General features: G+C 49.9%; 13 protein-coding genes. 10 read left to right on the top strand and 3 right to left on the bottom strand.

The genetic code is table 11. From position 1 onward, the window contains the following. The first annotated feature begins 590 nt into the window (after positions 1–590). Genes betI through choV form a run of 6 tightly spaced genes read left to right on the top strand, consistent with a single transcriptional unit; the run spans position 591 to position 7,542 of the window. The gene (betI, locus tag BZG13_RS10625; RefSeq protein ID WP_069361367.1) at positions 591–1,193 is read left to right on the top strand and encodes a transcriptional regulator BetI; all 603 of its coding nucleotides are present in this window, start codon (positions 591–593) and stop codon (positions 1,191–1,193) included. A gap of 54 nt (positions 1,194–1,247) precedes the next feature. Then, a complete protein-coding gene (gene betB, locus BZG13_RS10620) occupies positions 1,248–2,708 on the top strand; it encodes a betaine-aldehyde dehydrogenase (protein ID WP_069361368.1) in 1,461 nt (486 codons plus the stop codon). A 20-nt stretch (positions 2,709–2,728) separates the two neighbouring features. Continuing rightward, positions 2,729–4,453, top strand: a complete 1,725-nt coding sequence (betA, locus tag BZG13_RS10615; RefSeq protein WP_077486601.1) for a choline dehydrogenase — start codon at positions 2,729–2,731, stop codon at positions 4,451–4,453. A 19-nt stretch (positions 4,454–4,472) separates the two neighbouring features. Further along, a complete protein-coding gene (locus BZG13_RS10610; protein WP_077486600.1) occupies positions 4,473–5,432 on the top strand; it encodes a choline ABC transporter substrate-binding protein in 960 nt (319 codons plus the stop codon). Positions 5,433–5,486: 54 nt separating this feature from the next. After that, complete coding sequence (gene choW, locus BZG13_RS10605; protein ID WP_069361371.1) at positions 5,487–6,329, top strand: choline ABC transporter permease subunit; 843 nt, start codon at positions 5,487–5,489, stop codon at positions 6,327–6,329. A gap of 10 nt (positions 6,330–6,339) precedes the next feature. Next, entirely contained in the window at positions 6,340–7,542 is a 1,203-nt protein-coding gene (choV, locus tag BZG13_RS10600; protein WP_077486599.1) for a choline ABC transporter ATP-binding protein, read from the top strand. Positions 7,543–7,685: 143 nt separating this feature from the next. On the opposite strand, the gene BZG13_RS10595 is transcribed toward choV, so the two are convergent. Beyond that, the gene (locus BZG13_RS10595) at positions 7,686–8,180 is read right to left on the bottom strand and encodes a fasciclin domain-containing protein (RefSeq protein WP_069361373.1); all 495 of its coding nucleotides are present in this window, start codon (positions 8,178–8,180) and stop codon (positions 7,686–7,688) included. Positions 8,181–8,593: 413 nt separating this feature from the next. Between BZG13_RS10595 and BZG13_RS10590 the strand changes: the two genes are divergently transcribed. Further along, complete coding sequence (locus tag BZG13_RS10590; protein WP_069361374.1) at positions 8,594–8,899, top strand: hypothetical protein; 306 nt, start codon at positions 8,594–8,596, stop codon at positions 8,897–8,899. Positions 8,900–8,987: 88 nt separating this feature from the next. Here BZG13_RS10590 and yjjG read toward each other — a convergent pair whose 3' ends face one another. Beyond that, positions 8,988–9,665, bottom strand: a complete 678-nt coding sequence (gene yjjG, locus BZG13_RS10585) for a pyrimidine 5'-nucleotidase (protein ID WP_077486598.1) — start codon at positions 9,663–9,665, stop codon at positions 8,988–8,990. A 129-nt stretch (positions 9,666–9,794) separates the two neighbouring features. Continuing rightward, complete coding sequence (locus tag BZG13_RS10580; RefSeq protein ID WP_069361376.1) at positions 9,795–11,018, bottom strand: NupC/NupG family nucleoside CNT transporter; 1,224 nt, start codon at positions 11,016–11,018, stop codon at positions 9,795–9,797. Positions 11,019–11,578: 560 nt separating this feature from the next. Between BZG13_RS10580 and BZG13_RS10575 the strand changes: the two genes are divergently transcribed. From BZG13_RS10575 to BZG13_RS10565, 3 genes are all read left to right on the top strand, one after another. After that, on the top strand, positions 11,579–13,192 hold the full coding sequence (locus BZG13_RS10575) for a BCCT family transporter (protein WP_198935519.1): 1,614 nt from the start codon (positions 11,579–11,581) through the stop codon (positions 13,190–13,192). Positions 13,193–13,535: 343 nt separating this feature from the next. After that, positions 13,536–15,152 carry a BCCT family transporter gene (locus tag BZG13_RS10570; RefSeq protein ID WP_235614232.1) on the top strand — a complete coding sequence of 539 codons (1,617 nt, stop codon included), beginning with the start codon at positions 13,536–13,538 and terminating at the stop codon, positions 15,150–15,152. Between the two features lie 161 nt (positions 15,153–15,313). Continuing rightward, positions 15,314–17,191 carry a DUF294 nucleotidyltransferase-like domain-containing protein gene (locus BZG13_RS10565; protein ID WP_069361379.1) on the top strand — a complete coding sequence of 626 codons (1,878 nt, stop codon included), beginning with the start codon at positions 15,314–15,316 and terminating at the stop codon, positions 17,189–17,191. Positions 17,192–17,194 lie beyond the last annotated feature (3 nt).

Here is a 17,194-nt window from a genome sequence, read left to right as displayed (position 1 = left end):
TTATTCCTTCCTGATTGCAAGTCTAAAATGCGCTTTATTAAGCGGTGCTAAGATTGCCCGTTATCGTTTTATCCATCACTCTGTGCGGCTACAAACATTGTCACCCTAAACATTTACCGAGTTAACCATTACATCTCGTTTGTTTGTGGTGCGTTTGGTTTGGGCTTCTTCTTTTGGTCATCGACTATGGCCATTGTCTTTTTTTGTCTAATGTCGCTAATTTGCAGCCATTTGGCGCAAATGTACGTTTTTAAGCGAACATTGTTCGCGATGTGGCTTGATCAATGACCGGCTGTGGTCGAGGTAATGAGTTACTTTTCTTCTTTATACCCCTTATTAAAGCCAACACTTACTGTCGGCGAAGGCGAATTTTTGCGCAAATTGCTCACAAATAGTGCTATCAGCACAAAGTATTAGGTGTGTAATCAGTCAGGACAAAATTGACCTAAATCATTGTTTTGTCTTTATCTTGCTGTTTTTGGGTGAGGGTGAGTGTAGCAAATTGGTTAAAAATAATGTTTGAGATCTAAAGATTAGCGTGTAAGATTATCTTTAACTAATCGTTCAATTAAAAACGAATGGGAGACGAAATGCCTAAGGTAGGGATGCCGGAAGTAAGAAAACCGCAGCTTGTTAAAGCCACCATGACGGTGATTGGTCGAGTGGGGCTGCATGCGGCAAGTATTTCTCTGATTAGTAAGGAAGCCGGCGTATCGACAGGCATTATCAACCACTATTTCGGTGGTAAGCATGGCTTGCTGGAAGAGACGATGCGCGTGGTATTGCGTGAGCTTTCAGCGACTGTGATCGACGCATTGAGAGAAATTCCGCGTCATCACCACCAGGCGCGTATTAACGCGATTATCAATGCCAACTTTGAAGGTTTTCAGGCCAAATCTGATGTGGTTAAAACCTGGTTGGCGTTCTGGTCTTATGCCATGCATGACAATGAGTTACACCGTTTACAACGTGTGAACGAGAAGCGCTTGCTGTCGCATTTGCGCATTGAACTTCGCGCACTATTGCCAGAAGAGCAGGCGGCGATGGTGGCTCAGGGGATTGCAGCATTGATTGATGGTATTTGGTTGCGTGGTGCATTGAACCCTAAAGGTATTGATGCCAACAACGCGCGAACCATCATCAATGACTACTTGGATAAGCAACTGACCTTTTATGGTCGTCCTCAGGGCTAAGCCTAGGTAGCACCTTACATGCACACTCGAACAGAAAAGAATTCAGGATTAATCATGAATGCGAAAACGCTTTTTATTAATGGTCAGCTTACTTCCGCAACAAGCGGCGAACAGTTTGCAACGGTAAACCCAGCAACGGGCGAGACACTGGCGCAAATCGATCAAGCCTCGGCAGATGATGTGCAAGCGGCGGTTGATGCGGCTAAGCAAGGTTTTGCGGTCTGGTCACGCATGACAGCTATGGAGCGTAGCCGTATTTTGCTTAAAGCGGTTGCGTTGTTACGTGAGCGTAATGATGAGCTAGCCAAACTGGAAGTACTGGATACCGGCAAACCGATACAAGAAGCGGTAGAAGTTGACGTGGTGACGGGTGCGGATGCGATTGAATATTTCGCTAACTTGGTACCATCAATGCAGGGTGAGCAGCAGCCGCTTTCTGACAACCAATTTTTCTACACCCGTCGTGAGCCACTTGGCGTATGTGCAGGCATTGGTGCATGGAACTATCCGATTCAAATTGCCATGTGGAAGTCAGCACCTGCCTTGGCCGCCGGTAATGCCATGGTTTTCAAACCGTCTGAAGAAACGCCGCTGACCGCACTGAAACTGGCAGAGATCTTTGCCGAAGCGGGTATGCCTGCCGGCGTATTTAATGTGGTGCAAGGTGATTATCGTGTGGGTCAAATGCTGACGGCACATCCTGAGATTGCCAAAGTCTCTTTCACCGGTGAAGTGGGCACGGGCAAAACCGTGATGGGCGATGCCGCGAAGACCCTGAAATCAGTCACTATGGAGCTAGGCGGTAAATCGCCATGTATCGTGTTTGATGATGCCGATCTGGATAACGCGGTATCCGCAGCCATGGTCGCGAACTTCTATACCCAAGGCGAAGTGTGTACACACGGCACCCGTGTATTTGTTCACGACAGCATTTACGACGCCTTTGTTGAGCAACTGAAAGCGCGTACAGAAAAGCTCGTTATCGGTGACCCAACCGATATGAACACCCAGGTCGGTGCGCTGATCTCGACCGAACACCTTAATAAAGTGATGACGGCGATTGAGACCGCGAAACAAAGCGGCGCGACCTTGCTGACCGGTGGTTACCGCGTCACTGAGAACGGCCTCGATAAAGGTAACTTTGTGGCCCCCACCATTTTCACTGACTGTGACGACAGCATGGCGCATGTTCGTGACGAGATCTTTGGTCCTGTGATGTCGGTGCTGCGTTTCTCTGACGAGGAAGAAGTAGTAGCCCGTGCTAACAACACGCACTACGGCCTGGCGGCTGGTGTCTTCACCCAAAACCTATCGCGTGCGCATCGCATTATTCATCAACTCGAAGCGGGTATTTGTTGGGTCAATACTTGGGGCGACTCACCCGCCGAGATGCCTGTCGGTGGTTATAAGCACTCAGGGGTAGGGCGTGAAAACGGTGTCGAAACCCTCACGCATTATACCCAAACCAAGAGTGTGTTAATCGAGCTTGGCGACTTCGCCAGCCCTTACGCCTAATTTCTAACGGAGCGACCAATATGTCACAACGCTACGATTATATTATCGTCGGCGCGGGTTCGGCCGGCTGTGCATTGGCTGATCGGCTGACCGAGTCAGGCCAACATCAAGTGTTATTGCTGGAAGCCGGCGGTACCGATAAGAGCATTTTTATTCAGATGCCAACGGCGCTATCGATTCCGATGAATACCAAGCGCTATGCTTGGCAGTTTGAATCCTTGCCTGAGCCAGGCCTTGATGGCCGCCAACTACATTGCCCGCGTGGCAAGGTGCTGGGTGGAAGCTCATCGATTAATGGCATGGTGTATGTCCGTGGTCACGCATGTGACTTTGAAGAGTGGGTTGAGCACGGTGCTAATGGGTGGGATTACGCAAGTTGTTTGCCGTACTTTAAGCGCGCGGAAACCTGGTCTGGCGGAGCCGATACCTATCGTGGCGGTCATGGCCCGGTGGGCACATGTAACGGTAACGACATGAAATTAAACCCGCTGTATCAAGCGTTTATTGATGCGGGTGTCGAAGCGGGCTACCCAGAAACCAAAGATTATAACGGTTATCAGCAAGAGGGCTTTGGCCCTATGCACATGACCGTCGATAAAGGCGTGCGTGCGTCTACGTCAAACGCTTATCTGCGCCGCGCACTGAAGCGTAGCAACCTGACCTTGAAAAAAGGCGTGGTCACACGCCGCATCCTGTTGGAAGGCAAGCGCGCGGTGGGCGTGGAATTTGAAAAAGGCGGCAACATCGAGCATGTGATGGCCGACAAAGAAGTCATTTCCAGTGCGGGTTCAGTGGGCTCCCCACAGCTACTACAGCTATCAGGGATTGGTTCGCGAGATGTGCTCGAGAAAGCCGGCGTAGACGTCAAGTATGAGCTGCCGGGTGTAGGCGAAAACCTGCAAGATCACCTCGAAGTCTACTTTCAGTTCCACTGTCAGCAGCCTATTACGCTTAACAGCAAGTTAGGTCTTATCAGCAAAGGCAAGATTGGTACCGAGTGGATTTTGACGCGTAAAGGCTTGGGGGCGACCAACCACTTTGAGTCATGTGCCTTTATTCGTTCTCGCGAAGGGTTGAAGTGGCCGAACGTCCAGTATCACTTCTTGCCAGCTGCAATGCGTTATGACGGCAAAGCCGCGTTTGCTGGCCATGGTTTCCAGGTGCACGTCGGCCCGAACAAACCAGAGAGCCGCGGCCATGTAAGGATCAAATCCGCTGATCCGCACGATAAGCCGTCAATCTTATTTAACTACATTACCACCGACCAAGATCGCCAAGACTGGCGTGACACCATTCGTTTGACCCGTGAAATCATGGCGCAAAACGCGATGGATGCATTCCGCGGCGATGAAATTCAGCCAGGCAATGATGTTCAGTCTGATGAAGCGATTGACCGTTGGGTGAAAGATAACGTGGAAAGCGCGTATCACCCCTCGTGTACTTGCAAGATGGGCGCCGATGATGACGCACTTGCCGTGCTTGATGAGCAGTGCCGTGTACGCGGAATTCAAGGGCTGCGTGTGGTGGACTCGTCTGTCTTCCCAACCATCCCTAACGGCAACCTGAATGCCCCAACCATCATGGTAGCGGAGCGCGCCGCTGACATGATCCTTGAAAAGCCACTCTTGCCTGCCGAGCAGGTGCCAGTATGGATTGCGGCTGAGTGGCAGCACAAGCAACGCAATCAAAACGCGCAGAGTGATGATGCCACCGTCGGTGAGCACACACTAGAAACTAATCAGTAAGCATTACAAGGAAACTAAGATGTCAATGAATAAACGTAAAACCAGCAAAACTCTGATGACCGCAGTGGGTTTGAGCTCAATGGTCGCCTTTAGCGCCGCGGCTAATCAGTGTGAGACAGTCCGTTTTTCGGATATCGGTTGGACAGACGTGACCTCAACGACTGCCATCACTACTGAAGTGCTGAAAGGCATGGGTTACGAGACACAAACCGATCTATTGTCTTTGCCGGTAACCTTCTCATCACTTGCGTCGGGCGACATCGACGTATTCCTCGGTAACTGGATGCCTACGCAAACAGGCGATATCAAAAAGTATCTTGACGATGGCTCGATCGACAGCGTTCGCGCCAACTTAAAAGGTGCCAAATATACGCTCGCCGTGCCTAAGTATGTTTACGATGCAGGTGTTACTAGCGTCGCAGATATCGCGAAATACGCTGACAAGTTCGACTCACGCATTTATGGCATTGAACCAGGTAACGATGGTAACCGCCAGATTCAAAAAATGATCGATACCGATGATTTCAATCTGGGTGATTTCCGTCTCATCGAATCCAGTGAAGCGGGCATGGTGTCTCAGGTGTCTCGTGCCGTGCGTCGTGACAAGTGGGTTGCCTTCCTAGGCTGGGCCCCGCACCCAATGAACAGCAACTTTGATATGAAATACCTATCGGGTGCGGACGAGTACTTTGGTCCGAACTATGGCGGTGCCACGGTGCATACCAACGTACGTAGCGGCTATGTAGAGCAGTGCTCCAACGTCGGTCAAATGCTCGAACAACTTGAGTTCAGCCTCAAGATGGAAAACGAAATGATGGGCAAAATCCTCAATGACGGTGAAAAGCCTCAGGCTGCAGCACGCGAATGGTTGCGTAACAACCCAAGTGTGTTGAACAAGTGGCTGAATGGCGTGACTACCGTTGATGGTGAGAACGCGGTTGAAGCAGTCACTGAATATCTAAACAAGACTGAAGCGTAAATAAAAAAGTGTAGAAGGAGAGGGCGGTGTTAACGCCGCCCCTAAGGTTTTATTGTGAATATTATTACAGATAACAAGATCCCACTCGGTCAATGGATGGAAAATGGCGTTGACTGGCTAACCATGAACGCCGCCGGCTTTTTTGATGCGATCTCAATTGGCTTAGATACGACCATCACACTATTAGTCGACATTTTTAAATGGATGCCAGCGGCAGGGCCGATCCTCATGACAGCCGCCTTAGCATGGTACCTGCAGCGTCGAATTTCCATCGTGATCTTTGTTGTGAGTGCGCTCTTGTTGATCCTCAACCTGGGCTACTGGCAAGAGATGCTGGAAACCTTTGTTCTGGTATTTGCCGCGACAACGATTTCCGTATTAATTGGCATACCGCTTGGGATAATGGCCGCGCATCGGCCCTTGGTGTACACCATTATGCGGCCCTTATTGGACTTGATGCAGACGGTGCCACCATTTGTGTATTTGATCCCAACTTTGGTGCTGTTCGGTTTGGGCATTGTCCCAGGTCTTATTTCTACCATCATTTTTGCCATCGCGGCGCCGATTCGTTTGACGTATCTTGGCATCACCCGCGTACCGGAAGAGTTGGTAGAGGCGGGACGCGCCTTTGGTGCTAACCGTATGAAACTACTGTTTAAAGTAGAGTTGCCTGCGGCACTGCCTAGCATTATGACGGGCGTGACTCAGTGCATTATGTTGTCACTGTCGATGGTAGTTATCGCCGCACTAGTGGGGGCTGACGGCCTCGGCAAGCCAGTGGTTCGTGCACTGAACACTGTCAACATTTCTCAAGGTTTTGAAGCGGGTCTGGCGATTGTATTGGTAGCCATCATTCTTGACCGCCTGTGTAAAGCACCAAATCAAGGCAACGAATAAGGGGGAAACCATGGACGCAATCGCAATTAAAAATTTAGACGTGGTGTTTGGCGACAATATTAAGCCAGCACTGGACCTGCTTGATAACGGATTAAGCCGCTCAGAGATCATCGAGAAAACCGGTCAAGTCGTGGGCGTGGACAATGTTTCACTCAATGTGAAAGAAGGTGAAATCTGCGTCTTGATGGGCCTATCGGGCTCAGGTAAATCGAGTCTACTGCGCGCGGTGAATGGATTGAATCCCATCAGCCGCGGTAGCCTTGAACTCCGTGATGACAACAGAATGGTCGACATGGCAACGGTTGATTCGCAAACCCTTCGCCACCTTCGCACTAACCGTGCGTCTATGGTGTTCCAAAAGTTTGCGCTTATGCCTTGGCTGACAGTGGTTGATAACGTCGCCTTTGGCCTGGAAATGAAAGGTATCAGCAAGAAAGAGCGTCGTAGACAAGCGCTGGAAAAACTAGAAATGGTCGGGTTGGACGATTGGGCTTATCAATACCCGCATGAGCTGTCGGGTGGTATGCAGCAGCGCGTTGGCTTGGCTCGTGCGTTCGCGATGGACAGTGATATTCTGCTGATGGATGAACCTTTCTCGGCATTGGATCCACTGATCCGTGCGCAGCTGCAAGACGAGTTGCTAGAGCTGCAGAAAAAGCTCAATAAAACGATTTTGTTTGTGAGCCATGACTTGGACGAGGCACTAAAAATTGGTAACAACATTGCCATTATGGAATCGGGCCAGCTTATTCAACATGGTAAGCCTGAAGACATTGTGCTGCGTCCCGAGACCGATTACGTGCGTGACTTTGTGGCTCATACCAATCCACTAAATGTGTTGAAAGGGCGGTCGATGATGAAGTCTGTTGACGACCTACCACATGTCGACAACCGTTGGAAAGTGTGTGAGCAGCGTGATATTTGGGTTACCGCAGAGCAGGGTGGTCGCTTGTCAGCTGCGGCTGGCTCACAACCCTTGCGTGTCGTTGAATGGCAAAAAGACGTTCAAGATCTGTCACAAGTTGGAGACGACACCATAGTGGTTGCCTCGCCTGACATTGAAATGCGTGATGCGATTGAAATTCGCTACCACACTGTTAAACCGGTGTTACTCATCGAAGAAGGAAAACTGGTTGGCACCTTATCTGACCATGACTTCTACCACGCGCTGTTGGGTAAGTTTCAACAAAAGTGCACGGATAAAGCGGCGTAAAATCCGCTGCATGCGTCGTCACTAGACGGATGAATAAAACAGCCTACTCGCGGAATAGGCTGTTTTTTTACGTCCTTATCTATCCTTGCTGTCTCGCCCATATTGCTTCACAAGCGCCCTTTGAACGCGAGACGAATAAGGTGCTAGGGCATTATTACGGTATCAATCACATGGATAACGCCGTTAGTGGTCATGATATCGGGCTTGATGACGGTGGCGTTATCGACTTTTACATCCCCGTATGATGTTTTAATCATCACGTCGCTGCCTTGCACTGTGGTCGCGGAAGACATTCCCATTACTTGCTCAGCCGTTACTTTTCCTGGAACGACATGGTAGGTCAGGATATCGGTGAGCTTGCCTTTGTTTTCCGGCTTGAGTAACGATTCTACCGTGCCGTCAGGTAACTTGTTAAAGGCTGCGTTAGTGGGGGCAAAGACGGTAAATGGGCCTTCTCCTTTCAAAGTATCAACCAGATCCGCTGCCTTTACGGCTGCCACCAAGGTTGAAAAGTCGTCATTTTTCATCGCCGTATCAACAATGTCATGCTCGCCTTTATGGTGGGCAGCAACGGCGCTTCCCATTCCAACCAGCAATGTCGCAGTGATAGCTAATGTCGAGATCGTGCGTGTTAACATCATTGTTCTCCCTTTTGCGTTCGTTTCCCCACCCAATAAGTTGCCTTATTGCAACTCTTGGTGACGACTTGGGAAGGATCACTTTGTTGCAAGGGTGAAAACGAGGATGGGAATGAAGTCGATCACTGGACAGAAAAATATTCCCCATCTTCCCTTTTCTACGCCGAATAACTGCCGCCGTCTTGTGAAATTTTTCGAATGAGTTATTCATATTATTGTGATTGTCGTCACGGTATTTCAGGCGTAATCTCACTCTCGTTCCAAGGCAATAACGCAACGGCGATATTGAACCGTGCTAGCACCTTAATGACTCTCTGAAACCAGGTTTTGGAAATGGAGACATTGAGGTGACAAATCGCCGGCATAATTTGCGTTTAATAGCCGTCAACCCATTACGAAAGAGGAAACAAACCATGAAAAAATTGGCTGCAATCTTTGCCCTAGCGTTCGCTTCAACGTCTGTGATGGCGGGTGGTCTGAACCTCAATGTAGACCCTGCAGAAGGGGGCGCTTGGGTAACGGTCACTGAACAAGGTCAAGCGGTAAAAGGCGCTAAAGTCGCCAGCGAATCGGGTCTGGATGCGAAGGTAACGGATGAGTCTGGTCGTGTATTTATCCATGCCCAAAACCAAAACAGCCGCTCAATCAACTTTGTCGCCAGCACCGACCAAGGTGAGCGCGCAGAGCAAGCTGCATTCATCAAAGGCGACCACAGCTAAGAGACGCGCGATGGCGTTTAGGCCGCTATGGACAATGGCGGCGCTGATAAAAGAGAGCATGATTGCTCTCTTTTTTTTGGATCCATGTTTAGGTCGGCAGTAGCCAGTTCTTTAATTGATGCAAGGAGCTAACTTGGTGTGTCGGCGCAATATCTTCAGGGACGGGCGTGTTATCAGCGTTTAGCCAGCATGTATCAATGCCCGCTTGCATCCCGCCAAGGACGTCGGAATGTGGGTTATCACCCACCATCAATATTTTTTCTTTCGGCGGGCGGCCCATTTTTTCAAACGCATGTTCAAAAATACGTGGATCAGGCTTAGCGATACCGACCTGTTCGGAAATAACCAACGTAGAAATCGCATCCTTCAACCCTGTTTTTTCTAAACGAATATCTTGCAAAGCCGTAAATCCGTTAGTGATGATGCCAATATGGGCATGTGGGGAAATAGCGTCGATCAGTTCCCGTGCCCCTGGTAATGGTTCACAGATGTCTGCCATGGCATCTAAAAAGCCTTGGTTTAAGGTGGAAGGGGCGACGTTTAAGCGCTTTCCCCAGCAAGTAAAGCGTTCTGTCTGTAGAGTCTGGGCGTCAATTTCGCCATTTTGATACTGTACCCACAGTGGCTTATTGCGTGCGGAGTACTCGGCAAACGCCTGATGATCAAAATCGACATCATAATGTGAGAATAGACGTTGTAGGCCAGAGAAGGCATCAAAGTGAAACAAGGTCTCGTCGGCATCGAATAAAACCCATGGGTATCGCATGTCATTACATCTCTTTACGTAAAGTTAACTAAGTGTAACAGAGTGCCAGTGCGGTTTTCGAGTCTATTTTTTACTCACCGTCCATGGTGAGAAACAGTGTGCCAGGTCGCGAGCGAATACGCTGTGCCGTTACAGGGAAAGATAGAGGCCAGCGAGCGTCGCACTCATCAGGTTGGCTAGCGTCGCCGCGAGAATGGCTCGCATACCGAGTTTAGCAATGTCGCCACGGCGTTCGGGTACGATACCGCCTAGGCCGCCCATCAACATGGCAATGGAGGTCAAGTTGGCAAAACCACACAGTGCAAATGTCACGATAGCTTGACTGTGGGCGGATAACTGGCCTTTTAGGTTCATAAAATCAGCAAACGCAACAAACTCGTTCACGGCGATTTTTTTACCAATCAAGGTGCCTGCGGTCATGGCTTCTTGCCAAGGGATACCAATTAACCAAGCGACGGGCGCGAACAGGTAGCCAAATAACCACTCAAGGCTTAGCTGAGGCACGTGTACCATCGGACCAAGCTTACCTAAGCCACCATTGATAAGCGCAATCATGCTGATCACGGCCAATAAGCTGGCACCCACCGCCATGGCGATTTGTAAGCCACTTAATGCGCCTTGCGTGCCGGCATCAATCAGGTTGACTGGCTTATCCTGTGCGTCTTCTACTGATTGATGTTGCGCTTGACTCATCGGCGTTTCGGTTTGTGGCACCATGATTTTAGCCATCATGAGTCCTGCCGGTGCCGACATAAACGCCGCTGCAATGAGATACTTCATTTCCACACCGAGCCCGGCATAGCCGACCATAGTGCCGCCAGCCACTGAGGCGAGCCCGCCCACCATGACAGCAAACAGCTCTGAGCGTGTCATGGCTGCAAGAAAAGGACGAACGACCAGCGGCGCTTCAACAGAGCCAACAAAAATATTGGCGGTAGCAGACATAGATTCTGTACGCGATGTGCCGAGTACACGTCGTAGTAATCCACCAATCAGGCGAATGATCCATGTCATGACACCAATGTGGTACAGCACGGCGATCAGGGCAGAGAAAAAAACGATGGTGGGTAATACATTAAAGGCAAATATAAAACCGAGTTTGAATGTCGCGAGATCGCCAAAGAGGAATTCGGCACCAATGTCACCAAAGCTGATGATCGCAGAGACGGTTTCAGATGCATTGGCTAAAATACGCTGGCCTAGGGGAACCGAGATGATAAAGCCAGCAAAGACGATTTGTATTAGGAATGCACCGCCAACGGTGCGCCAGTTAATCGCGGCGCGATTTTCAGAAAAAACCATCGCGACAAGAAAGAGGACGCTAATCCCCAAAAGGCCAATGCCAAACTGCATGATGTTGCTCCGCAAACGTTAAACTTAGGATGGAAAACGATTGCGGCGGTATTGTACGTGGTTTTATAGATGTGACAAGAGTCACTTTGTTTGAGTTGTGTTTGCATTTTGTTGCAATGAAGGGGGATTTGATATGAGAAAGCGCGATGACCAAGCGTGAAGACTGTCATGCTCGCGATATTTGCTTCGCATATTTACTTCGCAATGGTGGAAAATACCACTATGATTTTAAAAGGGTCTTAGGGATTCTCAAGCCTATTAACTAAATTGTTTATTGTTCTGAAATAAAGAGTTCAAATAACTGGGAAGGCCAGTAAAATCGGGACATGGAGGGAAGTTAGAATTAGGTGGGTGGTCAGAAAGTAAGCATTTGGTTAGGGGCCTAATTAAATTTTTTCTCAGATGTGGTAATGTAGCGGATTGTGTGGTGACAGCTGGTCTTTTATTGCTGATAAAGATGGCTTGAACGGCAATAAATAATGGGCGCACCACCAACACTCACAGGCTTCCGAATAAACGGACTAAGGAGTTAACTCGTGAGCGATAAAAGCCATGAAGATATGATGACACCAGACGGGAAGGTTAACCCGATCGATACTGACTATCAGGTCGGTCAGGATAACGTGGCACTGAAACTCGGCCCGTTTGGTTTTGATATTCACAACCGAGTATTTATGGTCTCAGGGCTGGCTATTTTGGCCTTCATTTTTGTCACCCTGGCCTTTCAAAACCAAATTGGTCCTGTTTTTGGGGACCTCCGTGGATGGCTAACCTCAAACCTAGACTGGTTCTTCCTTTCAGCAGGAAACATTTTTGTCATTGCCTGTCTAGTTCTGATTGCGTCTCCACTGGGTAAAGTGAGGCTCGGTGGTACCGAAGCGAAGCCTGACTACGGCTACGGCGGCTGGTTTGCGATGCTTTTCGCTGCTGGTATGGGTATTGGTCTGATGTTCTACGGGGTATCAGAGCCATTGACGCATTTCCAAACGGCGCTAGGTGGGACATCCGTGGGGGCTGAAGGCCTTCGCACTGACTGGGCGCCTTTAGGGGCTGCTGCCGGCGATACAGAGGCGGCGCGCCGCTTAGGTATGTCTGCGACTATTTTCCACTGGGGCTTGCACCCATGGGCGATTTACGCGGTATTGGCGTTAGGCCTGGCACTGTTTGCGTATAACAAAGGCTTGCCTTTGACCATGCGTTCTGTGTTCTACCCACTGTTCGGTGAACGTGTTTGGGGCTGGACGGGCCACGTGATTGACATTTTGGCAATCATCGCGACCTTGTTTGGTCTTGCGACATCGCTCGGCTTAGGGGCCTCACAGGCATCAGCGGGTCTTCACTATCTGTTTGATACACCGCTAGGTGATACCACAGAAGTGTTATTGGTAATGGGTATCACAGGGGCAGCGATTCTTTCGGTTGTTGCTGGTGTTGATAAAGGGGTCAAGCGCCTGTCTGAAATCAACATGATGCTTGCGCTATTGCTGCTGATCTTCGTGATTGCCGTAGGTCCAACCATCGCTATCCTGACAGGCTTCTTTGGTAACTTGGGCGCGTATCTGCAAAACTTGCCTGCGCTGTCAATGCCATTTGGCCGTGAAGATGCCAACTTTACCCAAGGCTGGACATCCTTCTATTGGGCGTGGTGGATTTCTTGGTCCCCATTCGTCGGTATGTTTATTGCGCGCGTATCGCGTGGCCGTACCGTGCGTGAATTCATCACTTGTGTGTTGATTATCCCATCAGCTGCATGTGTGTTGTGGATGACGGCCTTTGGCGGCACCGCAATTGGTCAGTTCGTCAATGAAGGCTACACAGCCGTTGTAGATGCAGAGCTGTCACTGAAACTGTTTGCGATGCTAGATGATCTGCCACTGGCAGCGATCACGTCGTTTATCGGTATTGTCCTGGTCATGGTGTTCTTTATCACCTCGTCTGACTCAGGGTCATTGGTTATCGACACCATTTCTGCCGGTGGTAAAGTGAACGTGCCTGTACCACAGCGTGTGTTCTGGGCATCTTTCGAGGGCTTAGTCGCCGTTGCGCTGATCCTTGGTGGGGGCTTGGTTGCCCTGCAAGCGATGGCGGTCTCGACAGGCTTCCCATTCACCATTGTGTTGCTGATTGCTACCGTGTCTCTGTTTAAAGGTTTGGCCTCAGAGCCGCGTGCTTAATTAGCAAAACATCGGTAATCTCGTCGATGACGAAAGAGGCAGCGCACTACGCGCTGCCTCTTTTTTATTCCTCTCTTTCTTWTCAGACCTTTTCTGCCGCTAATGTCTATTCCCCTGGTATGAAGAGTCGTGATGTGGTTAATCCTTGACCAAGCTCGCCAAGCCTTTATTCACCTATTTAGCTTGTGTGATATTCTTGCTGACTTTTCTGTCATTGTGTCTTTTTGTGGGCTGACGTTTACCTCGATATCGAGTGTCACCCAGACAGCGTTCAGCAACAATGGCAGGTTGCCGAGTAGACGGAGTAAGGAGTTTACGTGTGAGCGATAAAAGCCATGAAGATATGATGACGCCAGACGGTCAGGTGAATCCGATCGATACTGACTACCAAGTGGGTCAGGATAACGTCGCTCTAAAAGTGGGCCCGTTTGGTTTTGATATTCATAACCGTGTATTTATGGTCTCAGGGCTGGCGATCATGGCCTTTGTCTTTGTGACCTTGGCCTTTCAAGACAAAATGGGGCCGATTTTTGGTGATTTACGTGCTTGGTTAACGGCAAATCTCGATTGGTTTTTCCTCTCGACAGGTAATGTTTTCGTCATTGCTTGCTTAATATTGATTGTCTCGCCGTTAGGTAAAGTGAGGCTGGGTGGCACAGAAGCCAAGCCGGATTTTGGCTATGGTGGCTGGTTCGCGATGCTGTTCGCCGCGGGTATGGGCATTGGTCTCATGTTCTATGGTGTGTCAGAGCCGCTGACACATTTTCAAACCGCGCTCGATGGCACGTCGACAAATGCCCATGGTATCCGGACTGACTGGGCACCGTTAGGCGGTGCCGCGGGGGATACAGACGCGGCTCGTCGCTTAGGGATGTCAGCGACTATTTTTCACTGGGGACTGCATCCTTGGGCGATCTACGCGGTGCTGGCGCTTGGCCTTGCCCTGTTTGCGTATAACAAAGGGTTGCCGCTGACTATCCGCTCGGTATTCTATCCCTTGTTCGGTGAACGCGTTTGGGGTTGGACGGGGCATGTGATTGATGTGCTCGCGATTGTTGCGACCTTGTTTGGCCTCGCGACCTCTTTAGGTATCGGCGCGTCACAGGCTTCGGGTGGATTGCATTATTTGTTTGATACGCCGTTAGGGGCAACGACTGAAGTCATCTTGGTCGTGTTGATCACCGCAATGGCGATTTTCTCAGTGGTCGCCGGCGTCGACAAAGGGGTAAAGCGCCTATCCGAGCTTAACCTTATCCTGGCGTTCTTATTGCTGCTGTTTGTGATTGCGGTTGGCCCAACGCTCGCGATTCTGACCGGCTTCTTTGGCAATCTTGGTGCCTATTTAGAAAACTTGCCAGCATTGGCGATGCCATTTGGCCGTGAAGATGCCAACTTTACTCAAGGTTGGACATCCTTCTATTGGGCATGGTGGATCTCTTGGTCACCATTTGTCGGGATGTTTATCGCRCGGGTGTCGCGTGGCCGAACCGTGCGTGAATTCATTACCTGTGTGTTGTTGATCCCATCCGCGGCCAGTGTACTTTGGATGACGTCATTTGGGGGGACGGCAATTGACCAGTTTGTTAACGAAGGATACACCGCCGTTGTCGATGCCGAGCTTTCTTTAACGCTGTTTGCAATGCTTGAAGGCCTGCCGCTCGCGACGATTACCTCGTTCATTGGTATTATTCTGGTCATTGTCTTCTTCGTCACGTCATCCGACTCAGGCTCTTTGGTGCTTGATACGATTTCGGCGGGCGGAAAAATGGATGTACCCGTCTCACAACGGGTATTCTGGGCATCATTCGAGGGCTTGGTTGCGGTGGCGCTGATCCTTGGCGGCGGCTTGGTAGCGTTGCAAGCGATGGCCGTCTCAACAGGCTTCCCATTCGCGGTGGTGCTGCTGGTTGCGACTGTCTCTTTGTTTAAAGGCTTGGCTTCGGAGCCACGCGCAAAATAAAGAGGTGTGCTAACTGTTTGATTGTTAGCTAAGATAGGAAAGGCAGGCCGTCGGGGCTGCCTTTTTTATTATCCGGCGAGCGCTTGAGCTGTGCCGCTCGCGAAAGAACGGACGTCCCGATCTGGGCGTCCTTCAATAAAATGCAGGTTTAGGTGAGCATTATGGAAGCTGAACAGATTGAAATCGCGACATTTCTTGCGCAGTACGCGCCGTTTGACGCGATGCCGGAAGAGGTGGTGGCTGAGGTGGCAACCAGCATTGAAATCAGTTATTACCGCGCAGGTACCGATATTTTTGCTTACGGTGATGAAATTCACGATTTGGCCATTTTGCGTAGCGGTGCCGTTGAGCTATTTCGCCGTAATGGCACCTTATACAACCGTATTTCAGAAGGCGATATCTTTGGTCAAATGGGCCTTTTGATGAATAACCGCGTCCGGATGCCTGCCAAAGCGATCGAAGATACGCTGATCTATTTCATCCCTGAAGCGATGTTTAACCGTTTGTTTGACGACTTTGAGCATTTCGCTGACTTTGTTGAGGTAGAAGACCGAACTCGGTTACGCCAAGCGGTATCGAGTCATAATGAAGCCAACGACTTGACCACCTCCAAGGTCAAAAAACTGATTATTCGCGATCCGGTAATGATTTCAAGTACCGACTCGGTTCAGCATGCCGCTCAGGTGATGTCCCAAGAGACAGTTTCCTCTATTCTGGTGATGGGCGATGAGCCTGACCCTGACACGGGGTTCAAGCCTGTATTAGGGATCATTACTGACCGTGACCTACGTAATCGGGTGTTAGCGGAAGGCTTGCCTTATGAGACGCCAGTGCAAGAAATTATGTCACCACAGCTGATCACGCTTGACCACAATGCGTATATCTTTGAGGCAATGCTGACCATCTTGCGCTCAAACCTTCATCATGTGCCCGTGCTCCAACACGGTAAGCCGATTGGCGTGGTTGCCCTGTCTGATATTGCGCGCTATGAGTCGCAAAACAGCTTGTTTTTGGTGGCGAGTATTTTCCGCCAGCAATCTGTGGATGATTTGGTGATCCTGTCTCAACAGGTGAAAGATTGCTTTGTCCGTATGGTCAACGAAGACGCGAATTCACACATGATAGGCTCTGCGCTGTCGGTGATTGGCCGTAGTTTCAAGCAACGTTTGCTTGAGCTTGCCGAGGAAGAGCTCGGTGAGCCACCCGTACCGTATTGCTTTTTAGCCATGGGTTCGATGGCGCGCGACGAACAACTGATTGTTACCGACCAAGATAACGCCATTATTTTGGACGATAGTTATGAGCACAGTGAGCACAATGCCTATTTTGAAGCCTTGTCTAAACGTGTCTCTGATGGCCTTAATGCCTGCGGGTATACCTATTGCACTGGCAATATTATGGCGACCAACCCTGAATGGCGAAAAACGCTCAAAGAGTGGGAGCAATGCTTTGCTGATTGGATTGATAACCCCAGCCCGCGCTCGCTGCTTGACAGCAATATCTTTTTTGACCTTGATGGCGTCCATGGCCGTACTAACTGGGCAGAGCAACTCAAAGCTTTTATTGGTCGTCGGGCTCGTCGCAACAACCGCTTCTTGGCGGCGATGGCACGCAATGCGCTCAATCGCACACCGCCACTGGGCTTTTTCAAAGACTTTGTGATGGAGCAAGACGGGCGTCATAACAATTCCATTAACTTAAAACGTCGTGGCACCGCACCTTTGGCCGATCTGATTCGGGTGCATTCATTGGCGATCGACTCACGCTCGCAAAACTCTTTTGAGCGCTTGGACGATATTATCGAGTCTGGGATCTTGCCGAAAGGTCGCGGGCCAGACTTACGTGATGCCATGGAGTTTATTTCTATGGTGCGCATTCGTCATCAAGCACTGGATATTGAGGCTGGGCGTGAGCCGGATAACAATATTGAGCCAGAGAACCTGTCTGATTTTGAACGTCGAAACTTAAAAGATGCGTTTCAGATCTTAAGCAACGCACAGAAATTCTTGAAATTCCGTTATCAGCCGAATCGGTCTTAAGGG

This window comes from Salinivibrio sp. ML323, assembly GCF_001995745.1.
GTDB classification, from domain to species: Bacteria; Pseudomonadota; Gammaproteobacteria; order Enterobacterales; family Vibrionaceae; genus Salinivibrio; species Salinivibrio kushneri.
This window is presented reverse-complemented; position numbering and strand designations above follow the sequence as displayed.

Excerpts from the sequence above, each read along its gene's own strand:
- BZG13_RS10565 (WP_069361379.1), top strand. The coding sequence starts at position 15,314 with ATGGAAGCTGAACAGATTGAAATCGCGACATTTCTTGCGCAGTACGCG.
- yjjG (WP_077486598.1), bottom strand. The coding sequence starts at position 9,665 with ATGCGATACCCATGGGTTTTATTCGATGCCGACGAGACCTTGTTTCAC.
- betI (WP_069361367.1), top strand. The coding sequence starts at position 591 with ATGCCTAAGGTAGGGATGCCGGAAGTAAGAAAACCGCAGCTTGTTAAA.
- BZG13_RS10595 (WP_069361373.1), bottom strand. The coding sequence starts at position 8,180 with ATGTTAACACGCACGATCTCGACATTAGCTATCACTGCGACATTGCTG.
- BZG13_RS10575 (WP_198935519.1), top strand. The coding sequence starts at position 11,579 with ATGATGACACCAGACGGGAAGGTTAACCCGATCGATACTGACTATCAG.
- BZG13_RS10580 (WP_069361376.1), bottom strand. The coding sequence starts at position 11,018 with ATGCAGTTTGGCATTGGCCTTTTGGGGATTAGCGTCCTCTTTCTTGTC.
- BZG13_RS10610 (WP_077486600.1), top strand. The coding sequence starts at position 4,473 with ATGTCAATGAATAAACGTAAAACCAGCAAAACTCTGATGACCGCAGTG.
- betA (WP_077486601.1), top strand. The coding sequence starts at position 2,729 with ATGTCACAACGCTACGATTATATTATCGTCGGCGCGGGTTCGGCCGGC.
- BZG13_RS10590 (WP_069361374.1), top strand. The coding sequence starts at position 8,594 with ATGAAAAAATTGGCTGCAATCTTTGCCCTAGCGTTCGCTTCAACGTCT.
- choV (WP_077486599.1), top strand. The coding sequence starts at position 6,340 with ATGGACGCAATCGCAATTAAAAATTTAGACGTGGTGTTTGGCGACAAT.
- betB (WP_069361368.1), top strand. The coding sequence starts at position 1,248 with ATGAATGCGAAAACGCTTTTTATTAATGGTCAGCTTACTTCCGCAACA.